The following is a 17692-nucleotide window of genomic DNA, read 5'->3' as shown; positions in this document are numbered from 1 at the left end:
TGATGCCCAGTAGCCGTACCGGCAGGCCCCCCGTTCAGCGGGCGCCCCGGCGCCTCGTCGTCCCCCGGCAGGCCCGCGAGAACCCCGTCCTGCGGCTCTACACCCGCGCGCGCAAGGCCTGGGACCGGCCGCTGACCGCCTACTACCTGATCCTCGGCGGCAGTCTGCTGATCACCGTGCTGGGCCTGGTGATGGTCTACTCGGCCTCCCAGATCACGGCGTTGCAGATGTCCCTGCCCGGCTCCTACTTCTTCCGCAAGCAGTTGCTCGCCGCCGTCATCGGGGGAGTGCTGCTGCTGGTGGCCTCGCGCATGCCGGTCAAGCTGCACCGGGCCCTCGCCTACCCGATCCTCGCGGGCGCGGTCTTCCTGATGGCCCTGGTGCAGGTGCCGGGGATAGGGATGTCGGTCAACGGCAACCAGAACTGGATCTCGCTCGGCGGCTCCTTCCAGATCCAGCCCAGCGAGTTCGGCAAGCTCGCCCTCGTGCTGTGGGCGGCCGACCTGCTCGCCCGCAAGCAGGACCGCAAGCTGCTGTCCCAGTGGAAGCACATGCTGGTGCCGCTCGTCCCGGTCGCCTTCCTGCTGCTCGGTCTGATCATGCTCGGCGGGGACATGGGCACGGCGATCATCCTGACGGCGATCCTGTTCGGCCTGCTCTGGCTCGCGGGGGCGCCCACCCGGCTGTTCGTCGGGGTGCTGTCGGTCGCCGCGTTCATCGGGTTCGTCCTCATCAAGACCAGCCCCAACCGGATGGCCCGGCTCGCCTGCATCGGCGCCACCGAGCCCCGGTCCGGCGGCGCCGACTGCTGGCAGGCCGTGCACGGGATCTATGCCCTCGCCTCCGGTGGGATCTTCGGTTCCGGGCTGGGTGCGAGTGTGGAGAAATGGGGCCAACTACCCGAAGCCCACACCGACTTCATCTTCGCCGTCACCGGTGAGGAACTGGGCCTCGCGGGGACGCTGTCGGTGCTCGCCCTCTTCGCGGCTCTAGGCTATGCGGGTATCCGCGTGGCCGGACGCACGGAGGACCCCTTCGTGAGGTATGCCGCGGGAGGCGTGACCACCTGGATCACCGCGCAGGCGGTGATCAACATCGGTGCGGTGCTCGGTCTGCTGCCGATCGCCGGCGTCCCGCTCCCGCTGTTCTCCTACGGAGGGTCCGCCCTGCTGCCGACCATGTTCGCCATCGGGCTGCTGATCGCGTTCGCGCGGGACGACCCCGCTGCGCGGGCAGCACTGTCGATGCGGCAACCTCGCTTTGGTAGAAAGCGGGCGGGAGGCGCCGTGCCGGCACGGGGGCCTCGGAGATGGAACACGATGCGACGGCGCGCCCCATCGGCGCGTTCGTCCGGAGAGCGGTGAATTTCGGTGCATGTCGTACTCGCCGGTGGGGGGACCGCCGGCCACATCGAGCCCGCGCTCGCCCTCGCGGACGCCCTGCGCAGGCAGGACCCGAGCGTGGGGATCACGGCCCTGGGCACGGAACGGGGTCTGGAGACCAAGCTGGTCCCGCAGCGCGGCTACGAGCTCGCCCTCATCCCGGCCGTCCCGCTGCCCCGTAAGCCCACCCCCGAGCTGATCACCGTCCCCGGACGGCTGCGCGGCACGATCAAGGCCACCGAGCAGATCCTGGAGCGCACCAAGGCCGACGCGGTCGTCGGCTTCGGCGGCTACGTCGCCCTGCCCGGCTACCTCGCGGCCAAGCGGCTCGGCGTGCCGATCGTGATCCACGAGGCCAACGCCCGCCCCGGCCTCGCCAACAAGATCGGCTCCCGGTATGCCGCCCAGGTCGCCGTCGCCACGCCGGACAGCAAGCTGCGCAACTCCCGCTACATCGGCATCCCGCTGCGCCACACCATCGCCACCCTGGACCGGGCCGCCGCCCGTCCCGAGGCCCGCGCGATGTTCGGCCTCGACCCCAACCTGCCCACGCTGCTGGTCTCCGGCGGCTCGCAGGGCGCCCGGCGCCTCAACGAGGTCGTGCAGCAGGTCGCGCCCTGGCTCCAGCAGGCCGGGATCCAGATCCTGCACGCCGTCGGCCCGAAGAACGAACTGCCGCATGTCCAGCAGATGCCGGGAATGCCCCCCTACATCCCGGTAAGTTACCTGGACCGGATGGACCTCGCGTACGCCGCGGCCGACATGATGCTCTGCCGCGCGGGCGCGATGACCGTCGCCGAACTCTCCGCCGTCGGGCTCCCGGCCGCCTACGTCCCGCTGCCCATCGGCAACGGCGAACAGCGGCTGAACGCCCAGCCGGTGGTCAAGGCCGGCGGCGGACTGCTGGTCGACGACGCGGAACTGACGCCCGACTGGGTACGGGCCAACGTCCTGCCCGTGCTCGCCGACCCGCACCGGCTGTACGAGATGTCCCGCGCCGCCGCCGAGTTCGGCCGCCGGGACGCCGACGACCTCCTCGTCGGCATGGTCTACGAGGCGATCGCCTCGCAGCGCCGTTAGGACCCGTGTACGAAGGGCAGGAAGCGTGGCCGGATCGACGACCGCCGAGCGCGGTGAACGCCAGCAGGAGTCGTCCGGCCCGCCTCCCGCCCGGCGGTTGAGGGTCCGGCGCCTTCGTGTGATCATCATCCTGGCCGTGGCGCTCGTCCTGCTTTCCGCGGGCACCGTCTGGCTGTTGTACGGCTCTCAGTGGCTGCGCGTGGAGCGTGTGTCGGTCTCCGGGACCACCGTGCTCACCCCCCAGCAGGTGCGCGAGGCCGCCGACATCCCGCTCGGATCACCCCTGATTTCCCTCGACACCGATGCCATCGAGGCCCGACTGCGCCGGAAATTGCCCCGAATTGACGCAGTTGACGTCAGCCGTTCCTGGCCTCATGGAATCGGGCTGAAAGTGACCGAGCGTGTTCCCGTTCTGCTTGTCCAAAAGGGCAGAAACTTTGTCGAAGTGGACGACGGCGGTGTCCGTTTCGCCACGGTTCCCGTGGCCCCGAAAGGCGTCCCCGCACTGCAATTGACGCTCTCCCGGCCCGGTTCCCGGGCCGCGAGCCTGCGCCGCTTCGGGGAGGAGCGGCTGGTGCGCGAGGCGGTCCGCGTGGCGGGTGACATTCCGGCCGCGGTCGCGCACGCCACCCGTGCCGTCAAGGTGCGTTCCTACGACGACATCTCGCTGGAGTTGAACGACGGCCGGACCGTCGCCTGGGGGAGCAGCGAGAAGGGTGCCGCCAAGGCCCGTACGCTCAGCGCTCTCATGAAAGCCGCCCCGGATGCGCGGCACTTCGACGTCAGCGTTCCCACCGCCCCGGCGTCATCGGGGAGTTGACGCACATCAGCGCAGGCCAGCACCCTGGTTGGGCACTGCTACGGCTGATCACATAGGGTGAAAAGAAAAACGGGAGGTTCGGCGTGTTCGTTGAACGTGCGCCACTTGTCGACTTAGTGTCCTGTTCAGAAGACTCCAGGGAACAGACACACTGGTAACCCTAAACTTCAGCGTTAGGGTTCGGGTCGGCACTACGGACCGTCCCATTCGGCATCAGTCGACGGATCGCTTGGCAGCAGTGCCACGTCGGTTCGGCGACACGTAACTCGAGGCGAGAGGCCTTCGACGTGGCAGCACCGCAGAACTACCTCGCAGTCATCAAAGTCATCGGTGTCGGCGGCGGTGGTGTCAATGCCATCAACCGGATGATCGAGGTCGGTCTCAAGGGCGTCGAGTTCATCGCCATCAACACCGACGCGCAGGCGCTGTTGATGAGCGACGCCGACGTCAAGCTCGACGTCGGCCGCGAACTCACCCGCGGACTCGGCGCCGGCGCCAACCCGGCCGTCGGCCGCAAGGCCGCCGAGGACCACCGCGAGGAGATCGAGGAGGTCCTCAAGGGGGCCGACATGGTCTTCGTGACGGCCGGTGAAGGCGGCGGCACCGGCACCGGCGGCGCGCCCGTCGTGGCCAACATCGCCCGTTCGCTGGGCGCTCTCACCATCGGCGTGGTCACCCGCCCCTTCACCTTCGAGGGCCGGCGCCGCGCCAACCAGGCCGAGGACGGCATCGCGGAACTCCGCGAAGAGGTCGACACCCTCATCGTCATCCCCAACGACCGCCTGCTGTCCATCTCGGACCGCCAGGTCTCGGTGCTCGACGCCTTCAAGTCGGCCGACCAGGTCCTGCTCTCCGGTGTGCAGGGCATCACCGACCTCATCACCACGCCCGGTCTGATCAACCTCGACTTCGCCGACGTCAAGTCGGTCATGTCCGAGGCCGGTTCGGCCCTGATGGGCATCGGCTCGGCCCGCGGCGACGACCGCGCGGTGGCCGCCGCCGAGATGGCGATCTCCTCGCCGCTCCTCGAGGCGTCCATCGACGGCGCCCGCGGTGTGCTGCTCTCCATCTCCGGTGGCTCCGACCTCGGCCTGTTCGAGATCAACGAGGCCGCCCAGCTGGTCAGCGAGGCCGCCCACCCCGAGGCCAACATCATCTTCGGTGCGGTCATCGACGACGCCCTCGGCGACGAGGTCCGCGTCACCGTGATCGCCGCCGGCTTCGACGGCGGTCAGCCGCCGGCCCGCCGCGAGACCGTGATGGGCTCGTCCTCCTCGTCCTCCTCGGCCCGCCGCGACGAGCCCACTCCGGTACGGCAGCCCGAGAGCCGTCCGTCCTTCGGCTCGCTCGGCAGCGTCACGCCGAAGGAGGACCCGGAGCCGGCGCCCGAGCCGGTTGCCGACCTCCCGGTCTCCCCGCCGGTCCCGCCGTCGCGGAGCTACTCCGACAGCGCGGCCGAGGAACTGGACGTGCCGGACTTCCTGAAGTGATAGGACAGCGCGAGAGCGTGAGCGGCGCGCACTTCGCCTTCACCGACCGGTGGGGCGGGGTGAGCGCCGCTCCGTATGCGGAGCTCAACCTCGGCGGAGCGGTCGGCGACGACTCCGAGGCCGTGGCGACCAACCGTGAACTGGCCGCCAAGTCGCTCGGGCTCGACCCCGCGCGGGTGGTCTGGATGAACCAGGTGCACGGAGCCGACGTCGAGGTGGTCTCCGGGCCGTGGGGCGAGCGCCCGGTGCCCGAGGTCGACGCGATCGTCACCGCCGAACGCGGTCTCGCCCTCGCCGTCCTGACCGCTGACTGCACTCCGGTGCTGCTCGCCGACCCGGTCGCCGGGATCGTCGCGGCGGCCCACGCCGGCCGGCCCGGCATGGTCGCCGGAGTCGTCCCCGCAGCGCTACGCGCGATGACCGGACTCGGCGCCGACCCCGCCCGGATCGTCGTCCGCACCGGACCCGCCGTCTGCGGAAAGTGCTACGAGGTGCCCGAGGAGATGCGCGCCGACGTCGCCGCCGTCGAACCCGCGGCGCACGCCGAGACGAGTTGGGGCACCCCCGCGGTCGACGTGACCGCCGGAGTGCACGCGCAGCTCGACCGGCTCGGGGTGCGCGACCGGCAGCAGTCGCCGGTGTGCACGATCGAGTCGGGCGACCACTTCTCCTACCGCCGCGAGCGCACCACGGGGCGACTCGCGGGATATGTCTGGCTGGGTTGATGGGGCATGACGGACCGTAAGGACGAACTCGCCGCGAATCTGGCGAAAGTGGAGGAGCGTATCGCCGCGGCGTGCGCTGCTGCCGGGCGGGGGCGTGACGAGGTGACGCTCATCGTGGTCACCAAGACCTACCCCGCGAGCGATGTGCGGACCCTCTGCGAGCTCGGCGTGCGGCACGTCGCCGAGAACAAGGACCAGGACGCGGCGCCCAAGGCCGCCGAATGCTCGGATCTGCCGCTCACTTGGCACTTTGTTGGTCAGTTGCAGACCAACAAAGTGCGATCCGTGGTCGGTTACGCGGATCTCGTGCAGTCTGTCGATCGTTCCAAGCTGGTGACGGCTCTCTCCAGGGAGGCCGTGAAGGCAGGGCGCGAACTGGGGTGCCTCATCCAGGTCGCGCTCGACGCCGGATCCAGCGAGCGGGGGGAGCGGGGCGGCGTGGCGCCGGGTGGAATCGAGGAGTTGGCCGGTCTCGTGGCCGGGGCTCCGGGGCTGCGGCTCGACGGGCTGATGACCGTCGCTCCGCTCACCGGTGAATACGCGGGACGTGAACAGGCGGCGTTCGAGCGGTTGATGGATTTGTCGACCGACCTGCGCCGAGCCCATCCGGCTGCGAACATGGTCTCCGCAGGGATGAGCGCGGACCTCGAACAGGCCGTGGCGGCCGGGGCGACACATGTGCGCGTCGGCACCGCGGTACTCGGAGTCCGCCCCAGGCTCGGGTAACGTCGCCAGGAAGTCGGACCACAGCAGAAAATATGGTCATTACCGCCCGAAAGGCGGCAATAACGACCTCGTGGATCGCGGGCACTTGGCAGTAGTCAGTCGATCCACCACAGAGCGGAGGACTCAGAGAATGGCCGGCGCGATGCGCAAGATGGCGGTCTACCTCGGCCTCGTGGAGGACGACGGGTACGACGGCCGTGGGTTTGACCCCGACGACGACTTCGAGCCCGAACTCGACCCGGAGCTCGAGCGGGACCGGCGACGGCATGAGCCGTCTCACCAGTCACATCAGGCACTTCAGTCCGAAAGGGGCGAATCGGTCAGAGTCGTTCAGCCGTCCGCGGCGCGCGACCCGCTGCCCCGATCCTCTTCGCCGGCCGCGGAATCGGTGCGTCCCGCGCGTATCGCGCCCGTGGCATCCATCACACAAGAGCGCGCAAGCCTGGAGAAGAACGCACCGGTGATCATGCCCAAGGTCGTGTCGGAACGAGAGCCTTACCGGATCACCACACTTCACCCCCGGACCTACAACGAGGCCCGTACCATCGGGGAACACTTCCGTGAGGGCACCCCGGTGATCATGAATCTGACTGAGATGGATGACACAGACGCCAAGCGACTTGTCGACTTTGCGGCCGGTTTGGTGTTTGGTCTTCACGGCAGCATCGAGCGGGTGACGCAGAAGGTGTTCCTGTTGTCGCCTGCTAACGTCGATGTCACGGCGGAGGACAAGGCCCGCATCGCAGAGGGCGGGTTCTTCAACCAGAGCTGAGACGCACGACCGGAACAGCAGTACCAGCAGCACGGAAACTGGGGAGAGGGAAGCACCAGCAATGAGCGTGGTCGTTCAGGTGATCTACATCGCGCTGATGTGTTTCCTCATCGTGCTCATCTTCCGGTTGGTCATGGACTACGTCTTCCAGTTCGCCCGCTCATGGCAACCCGGCAAGGCGATGGTGGTCGTTCTGGAGGCCACCTACACTGTCACTGATCCACCGCTCAAGCTTCTGCGGCGGGTTATCCCGCCGTTGCGTCTCGGGGGCGTGGCGCTCGACCTGTCCTTCTTCGTACTGATGATCATCGTCTACATCCTGATCTCCGTCGTGAGCCGGCTGTGAACGATACGGTCTTGCCGAATGCCGACGACTACGTTGAGGTGAAGAGATGCCGTTGACCCCCGAGGACGTGCGGAACAAGCAGTTCACGACCGTCCGCCTCCGAGAAGGCTATGACGAGGACGAGGTCGATGCCTTCCTCGACGAGGTCGAAGCCGAACTGACGCGCCTGCTCCGCGAGAACGAGGACCTGCGCGCCAAGCTGGCCGCGGCCACGCGCGCTGCTGCCCAGAACCAGCAGAACATGCGCAAGCCTCCGGAGCAGGACCAGCAGGGCGGCATGCAGCAGGGCGGTATGCAGCAGCAGGGTGGCATGCCCGGACAGGGGATGCCGCAGCAGGGCATGCGCGGACCCGGTCCCGGCGCTCCCGTACCGGCCGGCATATCTGGGCCGCCGCAGCAGATGGGTGGCCCCATGGGCGGTCCTCCCCAGCTGCCGAGCGGTGCGCCGCAGCTGCCCGCCGGCCCCAGCGGCCAGGGCGGCCCGCAGGGCCCCGGACCGATGGGTCAGGGTCCGATGGGTCAGGGCCCCATGGGTCAGGGTCCGATGGGCCAGGGCACCATGGGCGGTCAGCCCATGCAGCAGATGGGTGGCCCGATGGGCGGCCCCATGGGCGGTCCGATGGGCGGCCCCGGTCAGGGCCCCGGTGGCGACAGCGCCGCGCGCGTCCTCTCGCTGGCCCAGCAGACCGCCGACCAGGCGATCGCCGAGGCCCGTTCCGAGGCCAACAAGATCGTGGGCGAGGCGCGTTCGCGTGCCGAGGGCCTCGAGCGTGACGCCCGTGCCAAGGCCGACGCCCTGGAGCGGGACGCGCAGGAGAAGCACCGCGTCGCGATGGGCTCCCTGGAGTCCGCCCGCGCCACGCTGGAGCGCAAGGTCGAGGACCTGCGCGGCTTCGAGCGCGAGTACCGCACGCGTCTGAAGTCGTACCTCGAGTCGCAGCTGCGTCAGCTGGAGACCCAGGCCGACGACTCGCTGGCCCCGCCGCGCACCCCGGCGACCGCGTCGCTGCCGCCGTCCCCGGCGCCTTCCATGGCCCCGGCCGGCGCGAGCGCCCCGTCGTACGGCGGCAACCCCGGCGGCATGGGCGGCGGTCCTTCGCCGGCCGCTCCGTCCTACGGCGGTCAGCAGCAGATGTCGCCCGCGATGACCCAGCCGATGGCTCCGGTCCGGCCGCAGGGCCCCGGCCCGATGGGCCAGGCTCCGTCGCCGATGCGTGGCTTCCTGATCGACGAGGACGACAACTGACGGCCTCTAGTACGCCTTAGGCGTCGGCAGCGTTCAGGGCGGGACCCCGGATCTTTCATCCGGGGTCCCGCCCTTTTACGCGTGTTGATCACGGTGTCGTAGGCATGAAGAAGGCCCGGTCCCCGAGGGGACCGGGCCTTCTCGCTCCGCCTTACGCCTTGCGTAGACGGAAGGTCAGGGACAGGCCCTCATCGCTGAACGCCTCGCCGTAGGAGCCGTCCGCATCTCCCTGCGCGAAGTCCGTGGCCAGGACCTCGTCGGAGATCAGCCCCGCGTGCTCGGTGAGAGCCGCGGTCACCGCCGGGTCCGTGGACGTCCAGCGCAGCGCGATGCGGTCGGCCACGTCGAGGCCGCTGTTCTTGCGGGCCTCCTGGATCAGACGGATCGCGTCACGGGCGAGGCCCGCCTGGCGGAGCTCCTCGGTGATCTCCAGGTCGAGAGCGACCGTGGCACCGGAGTCGGACGCCACCGACCAGCCCTCGCGCGGGGTCTCCGTGATGATCACCTCGTCGGGAGCGAGGGTGACGGTCTCGCCGTCGACCTCGACCGACGCGGTGCCCTCGCGCAGGGCCAGGGAGAGCGCGGCCGCGTCGGCGTTGGCGACGGCCTTGGCCACGTCCTGGACGCGCTTGCCGAACCGCTTGCCCAGGGCGCGGAAGTTGGCCTTCGCGGTGGTGTCGACCAGGCTGCCGCCGACCTCGGAGAGGGACGCGAGCGAGCTCACGTTCAGCTCCTCGGTGATCTGCGCGTGCAGTTCACGGTCGAGGGCGTCGAAGCCGGTCGCCGCGATCAGCGCCCGGGACAGCGGCTGACGGGTCTTCACACCCGACTCCGCGCGCGTGGCCCGGCCCAGCTCGACCAGCCGGCGCACCAGGACCATCTGCCGCGACAGCTCCGGGTCGATGGCCGAGAGGTCCGCCTCCGGCCAGGAGGCCAGGTGCACCGACTCCGGGGCGTCCGGGGTGACCGGCACCACCAGGTCCTGCCAGACCCGCTCGGCGATGAACGGGGTCAGCGGGGCCATCAGCTGGGTGACCGTCTCGACGACCTCGTGCAGGGTGCGCAGCGCGGCCTTGTCGCCCTGCCAGAAACGGCGCCGGGACCGTCGTACGTACCAGTTGGACAGGTCGTCGACGAACGCCGACAGGAGCTTGCCGGCGCGCTGGGTGTCGTACGCCTCCAGGGACTGGGTCACCTGGTCGGTCAGGGCGTGCAGTTCGGACAGCAGCCAGCGGTCCAGGACCGGGCGGTCGGCCGGGGCCGGGTCCGCCGCGCTGGGCGCCCAGTTCGACGTACGGGCGTACAGGGCCTGGAAGGCGACCGTGTTCCAGTACGTCAGGAGCGTCTTGCGGACGACCTCCTGGATGGTGCCGTGGCCCACCCGGCGGGCCGCCCACGGGGAGCCGCCGGCCGCCATGAACCAGCGCACGGCGTCCGCGCCGTGCCGGTCCATCAGCGGGATCGGATCCAGGGTGTTGCCCAGGTGCTTGGACATCTTGCGGCCGTCCTCGGCGAGGATGTGACCGAGGCAGACGACGTTCTCGTACGACGACTTGTCGAAGACCAGGGTGCCGACGGCCATCAGTGTGTAGAACCAGCCGCGTGTCTGGTCGATGGCCTCGGAGATGAACTGCGCCGGGTAGCGGGACTCGAACAGTTCCTTGTTCTTGTACGGGTAGCCCCACTGCGCGAACGGCATCGAACCCGAGTCGTACCAGGCGTCGATGACCTCCGGCACGCGCGTGGCCGTCTTCCGGCACTGCGGGCAGTCGAAGGTGACCGCGTCGATGTACGGACGGTGCGGGTCCAGTTCGGACTGGTCGGTGCCCGTCAGCTCGGTGAGCTCCGCGCGGGAGCCGACGACCGTGAGGTGGTCGTCCTCGCAGCGCCAGATCGGCAGCGGGGTGCCCCAGTAGCGGTTGCGGGACAGGGCCCAGTCGATGTTGTTCTGGAGCCAGTCGCCGAAGCGGCCGTGCTTGACGGTCTCCGGGAACCAGTTGGTGTTCTCGTTCTCCTGGAGGAGACGGTCCTTGACGGCGGTGGTGCGGATGTACCAGGACGGCTGCGCGTAGTAGAGGAGCGCGGTGTGGCAGCGCCAGCAGTGCGGGTAGCTGTGCTCGTACGGGATGTGCTTGAAGAGGAGGCCGCGCTGCTGGAGGTCCTCGGTGAGCTTTTCGTCCGCCTTCTTGAAGAAGACGCCGCCGACCAGGGGGACGTCCTCCTCGAAGGTGCCGTCCCGGCGGACGGGGTTCACGACGGGCAGGCCGTAGGCGCGGCAGACCTTGAGGTCGTCCTCACCGAACGCGGGGGACTGGTGGACCAGACCCGTGCCGTCCTCGGTCGTGACGTACTCGGCGTTGACCACGTAGTGGGCCGGCTCCGGGAACTCCACGAGCTCGAACGGACGTTGATACGTCCAGCGCTCCATTTCGGCGCCGGTGAAGGACTGGCCGGTGGTCTCCCAGCCCTCGCCGAGCGCCTTGGCGAGCAGCGGCTCGGCGACGACGAGCTTTTCCTCGCCATCGGTCGCGACGACGTAGGTGACCCCGGGGTGCGCGGCCACGGCCGTGTTGGACACCAGTGTCCAGGGAGTCGTCGTCCACACCAGGAGCGCGGCCTCACCGGCGAGCGGACCGGAGGTGAGCGGGAAACGGACGTACACGGAAGGGTCGACGATCGTCTCGTAGCCCTGCGCCAGCTCGTGGTCCGACAGGCCCGTCTCGTCACGGGGGCACCAGGGGGCCACGCGGTAGTCCTGGACCAGCAGGCCCTTGTTGAAGATCTCCTTCAGCGACCACCAGACCGACTCGATGTACTCCGGATCCATCGTGCGGTACGGGTCCTGGAGGTCGGTCCAGTAGCCCATGCGGGTCGTGAGCGCCTCGAAGGCGTCGGTGTGACGGGTCACCGACTCGCGGCACTTCGCGTTGAACTCGGCGATGCCGTACGCCTCGATGTCCTTCTTGCCGGTGAAGCCGAGCTCCTTCTCCACCGCGAGCTCCACCGGCAGGCCGTGGCAGTCCCAGCCGGCCTTGCGGGCCACGTGGTAGCCGCGCATGGTGCGGAAGCGGGGGAAGACGTCCTTGAAGACGCGGGCCTCGATGTGGTGGGCGCCCGGCATGCCGTTGGCGGTGGGCGGGCCCTCGTAGAACACCCACTCGGGGCGGCCCTCGGACTGCTCCAGGGTCTTGGCGAAGATCTTCTGCTCGCGCCAGAAGTCGAGCACGGCGTGCTCGAGCGCGGGCAGGTCGACCTGGGCGGGCACCTGGCGGTACTGCGTCATCAGTCTTCCTCCGGCGGATGTGCTGCCTTCCGTCCGGAGGGACGAGAGCCTTCTTCTCTACGCCGGTCTCGGCGCGCTCCCGCGGTACCACCCTCCTTGGCCCGCCGGCACGGGGTGTGCGCCGGTGAGCCCCCTCATTGGGGTCGCGATGCCGGGTCTACGCCCCCTGCTGGGGGTTTCTTCCGGCGGCTCCGGGGTGATCTTCGCGTCGCGCTCGCCCCCGGGCTTCCACCGTCCCCGGGTCGCTCCTGGCTGCGTACGCCGCTACTCGTCCCCATCCACGCTTTTCGCTCCGCCCAGTGTACGGCGCGTCGAGGACAGCGGCCGACCGGTTTTCCGGGGCCGGACGCCGAGGCCGCCGTGGGGCGTGGAGTGACCCGAATGGAGCGGCACGACTGTTCGCATTCCGGGACGGCCGCTCGGGCGGATTACCTGGCGGGGAGCTGGGCACAACGCTTGCATGCTTCCCGCCTCGCGCGCGGGGGCGGGCGAATCGGGCGGCGTGCCCCGTTGCCGCGGGACTCGAGTCGATTTATCGTCCCAGCACGATTCGCGAGCAAGATCACAATATGTGAAGGGGCCGCGGCATGGTGGCTAAGAAGACCGCCGTACAGCAGTCGGCGTCGGGCCGGTCCACCGATGCCCGGGCCTCCGGCGGCGAGGCCAAGGAGACAGGCGGGAAGAAGAGTGCGCGGGGGGCGCCCGCCAAGGGTGCGGTCAAGGCCGTCAAGGCCGTGAAGGCGGTCGGGGCCGCGGCCAGGAAGGCGGTGCCCCGCAAGGCGAGCGGCGCCAAGAAGGCCACGTCGGCCTCCGGCGGGCGCGGGGCGGCCGAGGACGGGAGATCGGGCCGGAGAGCGGCGGCCGAGGCACCTGTCGGTGGGGCGGAGGAGGTCACCAAGGGCGTCGGCAAGGCCTCGGTCACGAAGACGTCCGCGGTCGCGAAGAAGTCCACGGCCGCGAAGAAGGCCGCGCGCGGGAAGAAGGCCGTGAGCGCGAAGAAGGCCGCGGTCGCGAAGACTGCCGCGGTCTCCAAGAAGGCGGTCGGCAGGAAGCCCGCGACCGCCGAGCAGCCCGCGGTCGCGAAGAAGACTCCGGGCACGAAGAAGACTCCGGGCACGAAGAAGGCCTCGGGCACGGAAAAGGCTCCGGGCACGGAGAAGAAGGCGGTCACGAGGAAAACCGCGGCGAGGAGCACAGCCGGGGCGAAAGGCACGGCCGCGACCAAGAGCACGGCCGAAGGCCCCACCGCGGCGCAGACCGCGGGGAAGAGGACGGCCGCGAAGGACACCGCTGTCACGGAGACGGCCGCCACGGAGGCCGGTGTTCCGCAGGGCACCTCCGGGGAGGGCACCCCCAAGAAGCGGGCGGCCAGAAAGAGCACGGCCAAGAAGGCGGGCGCGGCCGAGGCCGCGAAGAAGACGGGAGCCACGACGGTGGTTGCGAAGAAGACTCCTGGCACGGCCACGGCGGACAAGAACGCCGTACCCGGCGCACGTGCCTCCGCGGCGGAACCCGGCGAACTCGCGGTACGCCCCGGCGAGGATCCCTGGACGCCCGAGGAGGTCGAGGAGGCGCGCGCGGAGCTGACGGCCGAGGTGCTGCGGCTGCGCACCGAGATCACCACCTCCGAGGAGTCCCTGGTCGGGCTCATGCGGGACTCCGGTGACGGCGCGGGCGACGACCAGGCCGACACCGGCACGAAGAACATCACACGGGAGAGCGAGATGGCCCTCGCGGCCAACGCGCGCGAGATGCTCACCCAGACCGAGCGCGCCCTCGGACGCCTCGACGCCGGCACCTACGGTCTGTGCGAGAACTGCGGCAACCCCATCGGCAAGGCACGCATGCAGGCCTTCCCTCGCGCGACCCTGTGCGTGGAGTGCAAGCAGAAGCAGGAACGCCGGTACTGAGGGTGGGTGTGGGCGTGTCGTACCCTCGTCCTCAGTCAGGTACCTAGGTCGAGGGACTCACGTGGCAGAGGCGGAGCGCATCATCGGTACGCCGGATACCCCAGAGGCGGCGGGGGCCGAGCCGGAGCAGGACCAGCAGGCGCGGTCCCGGGGCAGGCGCCGTGTCGCCGTGCTGTTCACGGTCGCCGCCTTCGCGTACGCCCTGGACCTCATCAGCAAGATGATCGTGGTCGCCAAGCTGGAGCACCACGAGCCGATCGAGATCATCGGTGACTGGCTGAAGCTGGAGGCGATCCGCAACGCGGGCGCGGCCTTCGGCTTCGGCGAGGCGTTCACGGTGATCTTCACGGTGATCGCGGCCGCCGTCATCGTGGTCATCGCGCGGCTGGCCCGCAAGCTCTACAGCCTGCCCTGGGCGATCGCGCTCGGTCTGCTGCTCGGCGGTGCCCTCGGCAACCTCACGGACCGGCTGTTCCGCTCGCCCGGCGTGTTCGAGGGGGCGGTGGTCGACTTCATCGCGCCCAAGCACTTCGCGGTCTTCAACCTCGCGGACTCGGCGATCGTGTGCGGCGGCATCCTGATCGTGCTGCTGTCCTTCAAGGGGCTGGACCCGGACGGCACCGTCCACAAGGGCTGAGCGCCGACCGAGCCCCGCCCATGCGGTCAGCGCGACCCTGTCCCGGCCATGCGGTCAGCGCCGACCGAGCCCCGGCCATCCGGTTTTCCACAGGGCCGGTCGGGGCGGTCCGGGCGGTCCGGCATACTCGACGGGTGAGCACGATTCCCGAGATCCGTACCCTGCCCGTGCCCGACGGACTGGAGGGCGAGCGCGTCGACGCCGCCATCTCCCGCATGTTCGGCTTCTCCCGGACCAAGGCGGCCGAACTCGCCGCCTCGGGGAAGGTCACGGTCGACGGGTCGGTGGTCGGGAAGTCCGAGCGGGTGCACGGCGGGGCCTGGCTCGAGGTCGAGATGCCCCAGGCGCCCGCGCCGGTGCAGATCGTCGCCGAGCCGGTCGAGGGCATGGAGATCGTCCATGACGACGACGACGTGGTCGTGATCGTCAAGCCGGTCGGCGTGGCCGCGCACCCCTCCCCGGGCTGGACCGGGACCACCGTGATCGGCGGGCTCGCCGCCGCGGGGTACCGGATCTCGACCTCCGGCGCGGCCGAGCGCCAGGGCATCGTGCACCGGCTCGACGTCGGCACGTCCGGGCTGATGGTCGTGGCCAAGTCGGAGCGGGCGTACACCTCGCTCAAGCGCCAGTTCAAGGAGCGCACGGTCGACAAGCGGTACCACACGCTCGTCCAGGGCCACCCGGACCCGACCAGCGGCACCATTGACGCGCCCATCGGCCGGCACCCCCAGCACGACTACAAGTGGGCGGTCACCGCAGAGGGCAAGCCGTCCGTGACGCACTACGACCTCATCGAGGCGTTCCGCGCGGCGTCCCTGCTCGACGTGAAGCTGGAGACCGGGCGCACCCACCAGATCCGCGTCCACATGGCGGCCCACCGGCACCCCTGCGTCGGCGACCTGACGTACGGCGCCGATCCGACGCTCGCCAAGCGGCTCCGGCTGACCCGGCAGTGGCTGCACGCGGTGCGGCTCGGCTTCGAGCACCCCGGGGACGGGGAGTGGGTGGAGTTCGCGAGCGACTACCCCGAGGACCTCCAGCAGGCTCTGGACCTGGTGCGCGAGGAGACCTACGGGTGAGCACGCCCGCGTACGAGGTCCGGGTCGCCGAGGACCCCGCCGACCGTGAGGCCTGCTTCACGGTCCGCAAGGAGGTCTTCGTCGGCGAGCAGGGCGTGCCCGAGGACATCGAGTACGACGCCTACGACGCCGTGGCGCTGCATGTGCTGGCCGTGCGGGAGGACGGGGTGCCGCTCGGGACCGGGCGGCTGCTGTTCGGCGAGGCCGCGGCCGGGAAGACCGGCGGGGACGACTCGGTGGGGTCCCTGGGGCGGCTCGCGGTGTCGCAGGCGGCCCGGGGACTGGGGGTGGGCGCCGCGCTGGTGCGGGCCCTCGAGGACGCGGCACGCGCGCGTGGCCTGGCCGCCGTCGATCTGCACGCACAGACCCACGCGCTGGGGTTCTACGAGCGGCTGGGGTACGTGGCGTACGGGCCGGAGTTCCCGGACGCGGGGATCGCCCATCGGGCCATGCGGCGGGTGCTCTGACGGCTCGGCGGACTCCTGGGCCCGATTCCGGACCGGGTGCGGTCGGTACTCGCAGGCGGCGATCGGGCAGGTCCCGGGGTTGAGCGGGCAGACTAAAGGGACCGATGGTTCGTCGAGGTGCCCGGAGCTCTGACCGTGGATCAGCTGGCCCTGTTGTTCGTGTTGTTGCTGGGGGCTCTGATCAGCGTCCCGGTGGGGGACCGGTTCGGGTTGCCGGCGCCCGTGCTGATGACGCTGCTCGGGATCGTCCTCGCGGTGCTGGACTTCGTGCCCAACGTCGACATCCCGCCCGAGCTGATCCTGCCCATCCTGCTGCCACCGCTGCTCTACGCCGCCGTCCGGCGCACCTCCTGGCGCCAGTTCGCGGCCAACAAGCGGCCGATCTTCCTGCTCGCCGTCGCCCTCGTCTTCGTCACGACCCTGTCCGTGGCCGCGGTCGCCCACACCATCGTGCCGGGGCTGCCGCTCGCGGCCGCCGTCGCGCTCGGCGCGCTCGTCGCACCGCCCGACCCGGTCGCCGCCACCGCGGTCGCGGGCCAACTGGGTCTGCCCCGCAGGCTGGTGTCCATCCTGGAGGGCGAGGGGCTCTTCAACGACGTGACGGCGATCGTGCTGTACCACGTGGCCGTCGCCGCCGCCGTGAGCGGCTCCTTCACCCCGGGCGAGGCCGCCGTCGAGCTGGTGCTCTCCGCCGTGGTGGCCGTCGCCGTGGGGCTCGTGCTCGGCTGGGGCGCCAACAAGCTGATGGACCTGCTGGGCGACGCGACCCTCCAGATCGGGCTCACGGTCCTCGTGCCGTACGCCTCCTACGTCCTCGCCGAGGAGCTGCACGGCTCCGGTGTGCTCGCCGTGCTGACCACCGCCCTGTTCCTCGCCGAGTACGGCACCGACGCCGACGACGTGATGACCCGGCTCGCCGGCCACACCTTCTGGGACATCGTCGACACGCTCGTCACCGGGGTGGCCTTCGGGCTCATCGGGCTGGAGCTGCACAACGCGATCAGGACCGCGGCCGGACGCTGGGGCGAGATGCTCGGCTGGGCCGGGGTGATCGTGGCCGTCGTCGTGTTCGTACGGCTCGCGTGGCTGCTGCCGGCGACCGCGCTCACCAAACGGATGCACGCCAAGCGGGACTACGAGGAGGAGATCCCGGTGGGATGGCGGGAGACCGTCATCATGTGGTGGTCCGGGATGCGGGGCGTGGCGTCGGTCGCGCTGGCCCTGGCCATTCCGCTGGAGACCGAGTCCGGGGCGGGGTTCCCCGACCGGGACGAGATCATCTTCATCGCGTTCGGGGTGATCATGGCGACCCTGGTGCTCCAGGGGCTGACCCTGCCCTGGCTGGTGAAGCGGCTGGGGGTGACGGCCGACTCCGAGCGGGAGAAGGAGTTCGAGAAGTCACTGGCGGTACGGGCGGCGAAGGCCGCCAAGCGGCGGCTCAAGGAGATCGAGAGGGTCGAGGAGCTGCCGGAGGAACTGTCCGAGCAGATGCAGCGGAGGGCGTTCGAGATCGGGGTGCGGATCTACCCGGAGATGGGGGACGAGGAGCGGCGCGAGGCCCGGCGGAAGCTCAAGCGGATGCGGCGGATCCAGGGGGAGATGCTGAGCGCGGCGCGGCACGAGGTGCTCGCGGCGCGGAGCGAGCCGGGGGCCGATCCCGAGGTGGTGGACCGGGTGTTGCGGCACCTTGACGTTCGTAGCCTGCGGTGACGGCTGTGCGAAGGCCGGG

Annotated in this window: 15 protein-coding genes; 14 read left to right on the top strand and 1 reads right to left on the bottom strand. The window is 70.1% G+C overall.

Annotated features, from left to right (window positions below):
• Nucleotides 1-2 precede the first annotated feature (2 nt).
• From ftsW to IF54_RS0115975, 9 genes are all read left to right on the top strand, one after another.
• Nucleotides 3-1364: a putative lipid II flippase FtsW gene (ftsW, locus tag IF54_RS0116015; RefSeq protein WP_030318989.1), complete on the top strand. Its 1362-nt coding sequence runs from the start codon at nucleotides 3-5 to the stop codon at nucleotides 1362-1364.
• A gap of 6 nt (nucleotides 1365-1370) precedes the next feature.
• Nucleotides 1371-2462 (top strand): undecaprenyldiphospho-muramoylpentapeptide beta-N-acetylglucosaminyltransferase, encoded by a 1092-nt coding sequence (gene murG / locus IF54_RS0116010; RefSeq protein ID WP_030318986.1) that lies wholly within the window; start codon nucleotides 1371-1373, stop codon nucleotides 2460-2462.
• Nucleotides 2463-2487: 25 nt separating this feature from the next.
• On the top strand, nucleotides 2488-3282 hold the full coding sequence (locus tag IF54_RS0116005) for a cell division protein FtsQ/DivIB (protein ID WP_030318985.1): 795 nt from the start codon (nucleotides 2488-2490) through the stop codon (nucleotides 3280-3282).
• A 287-nt stretch (nucleotides 3283-3569) separates the two neighbouring features.
• Nucleotides 3570-4772 carry a cell division protein FtsZ gene (ftsZ, locus tag IF54_RS0116000; protein ID WP_030318984.1) on the top strand — a complete coding sequence of 401 codons (1203 nt, stop codon included), beginning with the start codon at nucleotides 3570-3572 and terminating at the stop codon, nucleotides 4770-4772.
• On the top strand, nucleotides 4769-5497 hold the full coding sequence (gene pgeF, locus IF54_RS0115995; protein ID WP_030318982.1) for a peptidoglycan editing factor PgeF: 729 nt from the start codon (nucleotides 4769-4771) through the stop codon (nucleotides 5495-5497). The genes ftsZ and pgeF overlap by 4 nt, the downstream gene beginning before the upstream one ends.
• A gap of 6 nt (nucleotides 5498-5503) precedes the next feature.
• Nucleotides 5504-6223: a YggS family pyridoxal phosphate-dependent enzyme gene (locus IF54_RS0115990; protein ID WP_020137458.1), complete on the top strand. Its 720-nt coding sequence runs from the start codon at nucleotides 5504-5506 to the stop codon at nucleotides 6221-6223.
• Between the two features lie 130 nt (nucleotides 6224-6353).
• Complete coding sequence (locus IF54_RS0115985) at nucleotides 6354-6995, top strand: cell division protein SepF (protein ID WP_030318979.1); 642 nt, start codon at nucleotides 6354-6356, stop codon at nucleotides 6993-6995.
• Between the two features lie 61 nt (nucleotides 6996-7056).
• Entirely contained in the window at nucleotides 7057-7341 is a 285-nt protein-coding gene (locus IF54_RS0115980; protein ID WP_020137460.1) for a YggT family protein, read from the top strand.
• A 46-nt stretch (nucleotides 7342-7387) separates the two neighbouring features.
• Nucleotides 7388-8587 carry a DivIVA domain-containing protein gene (locus tag IF54_RS0115975; protein ID WP_030318976.1) on the top strand — a complete coding sequence of 400 codons (1200 nt, stop codon included), beginning with the start codon at nucleotides 7388-7390 and terminating at the stop codon, nucleotides 8585-8587.
• Nucleotides 8588-8738: 151 nt separating this feature from the next.
• Here IF54_RS0115975 and ileS read toward each other — a convergent pair whose 3' ends face one another.
• Nucleotides 8739-11870, bottom strand: a complete 3132-nt coding sequence (gene ileS, locus IF54_RS0115970; RefSeq protein ID WP_030318974.1) for an isoleucine--tRNA ligase — start codon at nucleotides 11868-11870, stop codon at nucleotides 8739-8741.
• A 587-nt stretch (nucleotides 11871-12457) separates the two neighbouring features.
• Here ileS and IF54_RS0115965 point away from each other — a divergent pair.
• The 5 genes from IF54_RS0115965 (at nucleotide 12458) to IF54_RS0115945 (ending at nucleotide 17673) form a co-directional block, all read left to right on the top strand.
• Nucleotides 12458-13780 carry a TraR/DksA family transcriptional regulator gene (locus tag IF54_RS0115965; protein WP_030318971.1) on the top strand — a complete coding sequence of 441 codons (1323 nt, stop codon included), beginning with the start codon at nucleotides 12458-12460 and terminating at the stop codon, nucleotides 13778-13780.
• Between the two features lie 61 nt (nucleotides 13781-13841).
• Nucleotides 13842-14417, top strand: a complete 576-nt coding sequence (gene lspA, locus IF54_RS0115960; RefSeq protein WP_030318969.1) for a signal peptidase II — start codon at nucleotides 13842-13844, stop codon at nucleotides 14415-14417.
• Between the two features lie 134 nt (nucleotides 14418-14551).
• Entirely contained in the window at nucleotides 14552-15496 is a 945-nt protein-coding gene (locus IF54_RS0115955; RefSeq protein WP_020137467.1) for an RluA family pseudouridine synthase, read from the top strand.
• A complete protein-coding gene (locus tag IF54_RS0115950; protein ID WP_030318965.1) occupies nucleotides 15493-15963 on the top strand; it encodes a GNAT family N-acetyltransferase in 471 nt (156 codons plus the stop codon). Before IF54_RS0115955 ends, IF54_RS0115950 begins: the two co-directional genes overlap by 4 nt.
• A gap of 135 nt (nucleotides 15964-16098) precedes the next feature.
• The gene (locus IF54_RS0115945) at nucleotides 16099-17673 is read left to right on the top strand and encodes a Na+/H+ antiporter (protein ID WP_030318962.1); all 1575 of its coding nucleotides are present in this window, start codon (nucleotides 16099-16101) and stop codon (nucleotides 17671-17673) included.
• Nucleotides 17674-17692: the final 19 nt, after the last annotated feature.

The sequence above is a fragment of the Streptomyces sp. NRRL B-3229 genome, from assembly GCF_000719505.1.
Classification (GTDB): domain Bacteria; phylum Actinomycetota; class Actinomycetes; order Streptomycetales; family Streptomycetaceae; genus Streptomyces; species Streptomyces griseorubiginosus.
The sequence above is the reverse complement of the archived record's forward strand: the minus strand, read 5'-3'. Positions and strand labels throughout refer to the sequence as shown.